General features: G+C 74.0%; 7 protein-coding genes. 2 read left to right on the top strand and 5 right to left on the bottom strand.

Annotated elements, in window-relative coordinates; all coding sequences use genetic code 11:
- Positions 1 to 499: 499 nt before the first annotated feature.
- On the top strand, positions 500 to 718 hold the full coding sequence (locus ACZ4Z3_RS36195; protein ID WP_468505028.1) for a hypothetical protein: 219 nt from the start codon (positions 500 to 502) through the stop codon (positions 716 to 718).
- An 11-nt stretch (positions 719 to 729) separates the two neighbouring features.
- Here the strand turns inward: ACZ4Z3_RS36195 and ACZ4Z3_RS36190 are convergent, their stop codons facing one another.
- The 3 genes from ACZ4Z3_RS36190 to ACZ4Z3_RS36180 form a co-directional block, all read right to left on the bottom strand.
- A complete protein-coding gene (locus ACZ4Z3_RS36190) occupies positions 730 to 1,857 on the bottom strand; it encodes an SRPBCC family protein (RefSeq protein WP_468505027.1) in 1,128 nt (375 codons plus the stop codon).
- A gap of 112 nt (positions 1,858 to 1,969) precedes the next feature.
- Positions 1,970 to 3,709 (bottom strand): polyamine aminopropyltransferase, encoded by a 1,740-nt coding sequence (locus tag ACZ4Z3_RS36185; RefSeq protein ID WP_468505026.1) that lies wholly within the window; start codon positions 3,707 to 3,709, stop codon positions 1,970 to 1,972.
- Positions 3,710 to 4,034: 325 nt separating this feature from the next.
- The gene (locus tag ACZ4Z3_RS36180) at positions 4,035 to 4,556 is read right to left on the bottom strand and encodes a DUF2617 family protein (RefSeq protein ID WP_359702161.1); all 522 of its coding nucleotides are present in this window, start codon (positions 4,554 to 4,556) and stop codon (positions 4,035 to 4,037) included.
- Between the two features lie 478 nt (positions 4,557 to 5,034).
- On the opposite strand from ACZ4Z3_RS36180, the gene ACZ4Z3_RS36175 reads away from it, so the two are divergent.
- Positions 5,035 to 5,331, top strand: coding sequence for a hypothetical protein (locus ACZ4Z3_RS36175; RefSeq protein ID WP_468505025.1), 297 nt, complete (start codon positions 5,035 to 5,037; stop codon positions 5,329 to 5,331).
- A gap of 219 nt (positions 5,332 to 5,550) precedes the next feature.
- On the opposite strand, the gene ACZ4Z3_RS36170 is transcribed toward ACZ4Z3_RS36175, so the two are convergent.
- Both ACZ4Z3_RS36170 and ACZ4Z3_RS36165 read right to left on the bottom strand, forming a co-directional pair.
- Entirely contained in the window at positions 5,551 to 5,784 is a 234-nt protein-coding gene (locus ACZ4Z3_RS36170) for a hypothetical protein (RefSeq protein WP_468505024.1), read from the bottom strand.
- A 147-nt stretch (positions 5,785 to 5,931) separates the two neighbouring features.
- Complete coding sequence (locus ACZ4Z3_RS36165) at positions 5,932 to 6,129, bottom strand: hypothetical protein (protein ID WP_468505023.1); 198 nt, start codon at positions 6,127 to 6,129, stop codon at positions 5,932 to 5,934.
- Positions 6,130 to 6,229 lie beyond the last annotated feature (100 nt).

The following is a 6,229-nucleotide window of genomic DNA, read 5'->3' as shown; positions in this document are numbered from 1 at the left end:
ACCGCGAGACAACGGGGCGTCGGAAGACGGAGACCGCGAGACAACGGGGCGTCGGAAGACGGAGACCGCGAGACAACGGGGCGTCGGAAGACGGAGACCGCGAGACAACGGGGCGTCGGAAGACGGAGGTTCCGGGTGAACGGCGGGCGTGAGAGGACGAGGCCACGGAAGAGACGGGGGTGCAAGAACGGGGACCGCGGAGGGAAGAGGCGCGGCACGCACGGGGTTGAGGAAGCGAGGGTCTCGGAGACACGGGGGCCCGGGGGCCGTGGGATCCGGGCGGCGCTGGGCCGCGGAGGCACGGCCTCCGGCGATACGGGGTTCGGCGTTCCGAGGCTCCGGCAGTACGGGGCCTCGCGGTCCCAGGCCGAACTCCGGCAGTACGGGGCCTCGGCGGTCCGGGGCCGTGGCGGCTCGGGCCCAGGAACTCCTGGCCTCACGTGGGCGTCTTACCCGGTGAGGCTCGATGTTCGTGGTATGCGACGAGAGGCGGTTTGCCATGCAGGCGGACGACACGACCAAGCTCGAGACCACACTGGCGGACGGGCGGCGTCTGACGTTGTCGCTGCCGCCGACGGACGCGGGATGGGCCGCCGGGGGCATCAAGGGACTGCGTCCGGTTGCGCCCACGCACACGGGTCGCGGCGAGGAGCCGCCCGCCCTGCCCGAGCGCCCGGTGCTCCCGCTGGAGATAGCCCTGCTCGGCCTGGGCGCGTAGGCCGAGGCGCCTCAGCGGCGTCGGCGCAGGGCCCGGGCCGCGATGACGGCGGAGGCCACGGCGAGGGCCGCCGCCGGGGCCGCCCAGCGGAGGGCGGCGGTGCCGACGGAGCCGCTCTCCGGGGCCGGGACGGGGGCGTAGCGGCCGCGCGGTGGCGCGTGGTCGACCTCTTCCGCGCTGCGGCCGATCATCGTGCGCCGGGCGTGCGCGGCCTCGGCCGGCGGCTCACCCCCGGCCACGAAGTCGTCCTCGGCGAACGGATCCAGCGAGGGCGGCGGCACCTCGGCCTCGAACACGGAGGCCGGCGGCACCTCTCCGACACCGGACCCGGCATCGTCATCGTCGTCCTCATCGGCCCCGGCGCCGTCATCCGCAGGGGCGTCGGTGTCCGCGTCTGCGGGGGCTTCGGCCTCAGCATCCGTACGGGCGCCGGTGTCGGCCTCCGCGGGGGCCGCGGCGTCCGCGTCCGCACGGTCCCCGGCGTCGTCGAGGTCGTCACCGCGTCCCTCGGCAGGCGCGGGCTCAGGCACCCCACCGTCCGCGCCGTCGGGAGCGGCTCCCTTCTCCGTCGGCTCGGCGGCGGTCGCTTCCTCCGCCTCCGGGCCCCGACCACCCTGGTCCGCTGCGTCCGCCGCCGGGCCCTGCTGCCCGCCCCGTTTCGCCTTCCCGGCTCCCCGCTTCTTTTCGCCCCCGCCCACGCGCCCGTCCTCGTCGGCCTTCGCCGTCTTGTCCAGCTTCTCCGCGAAGCGGGTCAGGAGGCGGCTCCCGGCGGTGGCGACCGCGTCGGCCGGGAGTTCGGTGATACGGCCGTCGGCGGTGGCCGTGCCGGTGAAGTGGAGCGTCGTGCCCTCGGGGGTGGAGGTGAGACGGATGGTCAGGGCGAGCCGTACGGTGCCGCTGCCGCGGACCTCCGTGGCGTCGCCCTCGACCACGTACGAGCCGTCGTCCGCGCCGGACACCCGCAGGGCGCCGCGATAGGTGATGGTGTGGCCGGCGGCGCGCACCTTGAGGCGGCCGGCGACGGGTGGGGTGCCCGCGTCGTGCTGGAGCCCGGGGACCGCTCGGGCCACCCGCTCGGGGTCGGACAGCGCCTCCCGGAGGCGGTCGACATGAACCGGAACGAACACCTCATGCTCCATGGCAGGGGAGCCTACCCACGAGTCGCCGCACCGCACCCGCACAAACGCGTGATTGCTCGCGTTCCGCCCCCGGCGGACGTCCCCCGTGGCACCGGGGCCGGTCGCGCCCGGTTCAGTTGGCGTACCTCGGATGCATCAGCGTCGACGGCGGCAGCCCTTCGACACGGGCGGCGGCCCCGAGGCGGGTGCCCGTGCCGCCGAGGTCCACGGCGCGGCCCGCCCGCGCCGTGCCGCGCGTGGCGATGACGAACCCCCAGTCCTGTGGGGCGCCGCGGTCCGTGTGGGCCGTGCGGTCGCGGCGGGTGACGAGACCGGGGGCGCGGGCGGCCACCCGGTAGGGCGTGGTGCGCAGGCCGGCGGCGCGCAGGGTGGCGTCGACCGTCCAGAAGACGTCGCGGCGGGACGCCACGGGGCCCGCGTGGACGACCAGCCGGCCGTCCTCGGCGAGGACCGCGCGGGCGAGGCCGTAGAACTCCTGCGAGTACAGCTTCGCGCTGTCCGTGATGCCGGGGTCGGGGAGGTCGGCGATCACGACGTCGTACGGGACGGCCGGGCGGGTGTGCCGGAGCCAGGTGAAGGAGTCGGCCGTGACGGCGTGGACGCGGGCGTCGTCGTAGGCGTGGCCGTTGAGGGCGGAGAGCGCCGGCTCGGTGCGGGCGAGGCGCAGCACGCCCGGGTCGAGTTCGACGACGTCCACCCGCCGTACGCCGTCGTGGCGCAGGACCTCGCGGGCGGCGAGGCCGTTGCCGCCGCCCAGGACGAGGACGCGGGCGTGCGGGCCCGCGTCGATCGCGGGGTGGACGAGGGCCCGGTGGTAGCGGTGCTCGTCGCGGCCGCTGATGCGCAGACGGCCGTCGAGGAAGAGGGAGAGGGGCCGGCCGTGGCCGCCGCCGGTGAGGACGATCTCCTGGACACCGGTCTTCACCGCGACGCGGACGTCGTTGCCGTACACCGCGCGTCGGGCGGCGCGTTCGAAGTCGTCGACATGTACGGCGGCCGAGGCGAGCAGGGCGAGGACGGCGGCGTTGGCGCCGAGCAGCAGCCAGCGGGCGCGGCGGCTCAGGTCGTGGCGGAACAGGCCGAGGACGAGGGTGCCGCCGACCAGGGCGTTGACCGTGCCGGTGAGCAGGGCGCCGGTCAGCTGGCCGAGCCAGGGCAACAGGAGGAAGGGGAAGGCGAGGCCGCCGACCAGCGCGCCGACGTAGTCCGCGGCGAACAGGTCGGCGACCGCGCCGCCCGCGTCCTGGCGGCGGATGCGCTGGATCAGCTCCATCAGGAGGGGGACCTCGGCGCCGATGAGCAGGCCGATGGCCAGGGAGAAGGCGACGAGGAGATAGCGGGAGCCGGAGGCCCAGACGCCGCCCCAGTCGCCGGTCCACGCGAACGCGGCGTACAGCGCGAGGGCGCTGGAGCCGCCGACGAGGGCGAGGGCGGCCTCGATGGCGCCGAATCCGAAGGCCGCGCGGGGGCGGAGGCGTTTGGCGGCCAGGGAGCCGATGCCCATCGCGAAGACCATGACGGAGAGGACGACGGAGGCCTGGGTGACGGAGTCGCCGATCAGGTACGAGGCGAGGGCGACGAGTTCGAGTTCGTAGACGAGTCCGCAGGCCGCGCAGACGAAGACACCGGCGAGCACGAGAAAGCGACCGACACCGGGGCGGACGGGGAGCCGGGCGGCTCCGCCGGGGAGGCCGGGTCCACCGCCGAGGCCGGGTCCGCTGAGGGTGCTGCCCTGTCTGCCGGAGGTGCCCTCGTGTTCGTCGTGGCCGTCACCGGGGCCGCCGCCGGGGCCTCCCCGGTCGCGCCATGAGGGTGGGGCGCCTAGGTGTGCGGGGGCGTGCGGCTCGATCACTCCTGGCACGCTACCGTCACGTGTGCGCGCGGCTGGGTCACCCACAAGGGTGGTCTGCGGTGGGCTGCCGGGTGCGTGGGTCTCGGGGCCGGGTGCCTAATGGCTCGGGGCCGGGGGTACGTGGGCGGGTGCGGGTGGGTGGGGGTTGTTCGCGCAGTCCCCCGCGACCCTGAAAAGCGACCGGGCTGCGCCCCGTGCTTTTCATGGGGCGGGCGGGCCGCGGGCCCGTCCCTCCAGGGGCGCGGGGAACTGCGCGAGCAACCACGAACCCACCCGCACCCGCCGAACAGACAGCGCATCCCCGAGCCATGACGCGCCCGGCCCCTCACAGCGGTACCGACACCCGCACCCCCACCCTCGTCCGAGTGGCGACCAGTTGACCGTCCTGCGGATACGCGTGCCACGTACGCCAGTGCACCTGCCCCTCGTAGCGCTGCGCGAGCATCGCCGTGAAGGCGTGCGGGCTGCCGGGGAAGACGCCGGCGAGTCCGTGGGGGTGGTCGGAGACGAGCGCGAGGAGTTCCTGGGCGCGGCCGGCGAAGGAGCCGGGCGACAACACCTCGACCCGAGCGGCGAATTCGTACTCCCAGTCGTCCACCCTCTTGGCCACCCCGAGCGGGAGGGGCGTGCTGGAACCCGGGATGCAGGCGACCGTCTCCGAACAGTGACTGCCCCTCTCCTCCTCCAGGAGCACCTGGTGGGATGCGCCGAGAAGCCTCAACTGAAGCTTCGCGCCCGCGAGTTCGAGGTCGAGCGTGGCGAGCGCGGGCAGCGGTTCGCGGCCCAGGGCCCACGCCAGGTCGGCCGCGCGGGTGTCGGTGTAGGTCGTGTTCAGGGTCGTGAGCATGGGTCGGCTCCGCTAGCACGCAAAGAAGATGAAGAAGGGTGGTCCGGCGCACCCCGCTTCGGCACCGGAGGTGGGCCCGGTCAGCCAGGTCGGGGTGGGGACGACGTCCCAGCGGTCCGGTCAGCCAGGACAGGCCTGCCGGGAGGGACGTCCGGGGGGCTGCGCTGGCGATTTATAGGGAATCATGAACTGTGGTGCCACCACAGCGTTTTTACCCAACTTGACGTGCTTTCCATCCCTCCGAGGGCTGTACAGCTCAACTGTTCAACCAGGCGTGCGCCCCTGCTATGGAAGTGCTACTCGCGCGCCCGTTCCGGCGGGCGCGCGAACGACGGGGAGCGCCCGCCGGCCAACCGGCCCCTCCCGGCGTACCCAGGCGTGCACCTGGGGCACGCGGTCCGCGGAGCGAAAGGCACGACAGTGGGGCTGGGGGCGGACACATGAGCGCCCGCCGGGAGTTCGATCCCGGCGGGCGCTCGTGTCGTGGAACTCGGCTGCCCCGTGTCAGCTGCCCCCACCGCATCCGCCCCCGCCTCCGCAGGAGGACCCGCACGACGAGCTGCTGCCGCACGACGACGAGCTGCTCCCGCAGGACGACGAGCTGCTGCCGCAGGACGATCCACCGCCCCCGGACGAGGAGTGCCTGTCGTCGCTCGACGAGGACGAGCCGCTGTCGCCGACGGCGGCGGCCCCGCCGAGCACCCACCAGCTCTGGTCGCTGCCGTGGTGCGTGTCGCTGTGGCTGCTGCCGCGGCGGGCGCTCCCGCCGCCGTAACCGCCCGTACGGTGGCTGCCCGATCGCAGCGCGCGGGCGCTGCTTCTCCTGACGGACACGAAGACCGTCGTGAGCACCACGAAGACGACCCCCAGGATGATGGCCACGAGCACGATCGCGTTCATGGCGCCACCCCCCTTCTCTTTCTCTCAGTCCCCCGAAGCAACCCCCCGTGGGTGCCTCGCTCTGTTCCCGTGCGGTGCCGCCGAGCCCCCCGGCTCAGCTGCCGCCGCCGCATCCGCCACCGCCGCCGCACGAGGAGCCCCCACCACAGGAGGAGCTGCCGCCGCAGCCCACGCCGCCCCCGCCGCCGGAGTTCCCGCCGTCGGTCCACCAGCTGCCCCGGCTGCGGCGGTAGGCACCGGCCCGTACCGACTTCCTGGAGCTGACGATGACGGCGAAGACCACGATCAGTCCGATGCAGACGATCCCCACCACGATGCCGATCTCCATGGCACCGTCCCCCTTTCCGTTGTCCCCCGGTGTTCCCCGTTGTTCCGCGAGACGGCCCCCGTGGGCGTCCCGTCGTCCAGCGTGACGCTGGGATGCCCGCGCGTGGGGGCGTTCAAAGCGGAGTTGAGCAAGTCCAGAGGTACGCGGTCAGTCGCCGCCTCCGCCGCCGCCCCCGCAGCCCCCACCGCCACATGAGGAGCCCCCTCCGCAGGACGAGCCGCCCCCGGACGATCCTCCGTCCGCCCACCAGCTGCGGCGGCGCCGACGGCGCGAGCCCTCGCTGAGCGTCGACACGATGCCGAGCAGCACGACCGCCCCGAAGACGAGGAAGAACCCGATCTCCATCTGCCGTCACCAGCCTTTCGTTCCCCCGTGCAGACCCCCCACGGGTCGTGCGTGACCTGGGGATGCCCTCGCCTCTCACAGCCCAAAGCAGAGTTGAGGA

It is taken from the genome of Streptomyces sp. NPDC030296, assembly GCF_055572815.1.
The sequence above is the reverse complement of the archived record's forward strand: the minus strand, read 5'-3'. Positions and strand labels throughout refer to the sequence as shown.

Bases quoted from the DNA above. Each gene is read 5' to 3' on its own strand.
- ACZ4Z3_RS36165 (WP_468505023.1), bottom strand. From the start codon at position 6,129: ATGGAGATCGGGTTCTTCCTCGTCTTCGGGGCGGTCGTGCTGCTCGGC.
- ACZ4Z3_RS36190 (WP_468505027.1), bottom strand. From the start codon at position 1,857: ATGGAGCATGAGGTGTTCGTTCCGGTTCATGTCGACCGCCTCCGGGAG.
- ACZ4Z3_RS36180 (WP_359702161.1), bottom strand. From the start codon at position 4,556: ATGCTCACGACCCTGAACACGACCTACACCGACACCCGCGCGGCCGAC.
- ACZ4Z3_RS36170 (WP_468505024.1), bottom strand. From the start codon at position 5,784: ATGGAGATCGGCATCGTGGTGGGGATCGTCTGCATCGGACTGATCGTG.
- ACZ4Z3_RS36195 (WP_468505028.1), top strand. From the start codon at position 500: ATGCAGGCGGACGACACGACCAAGCTCGAGACCACACTGGCGGACGGG.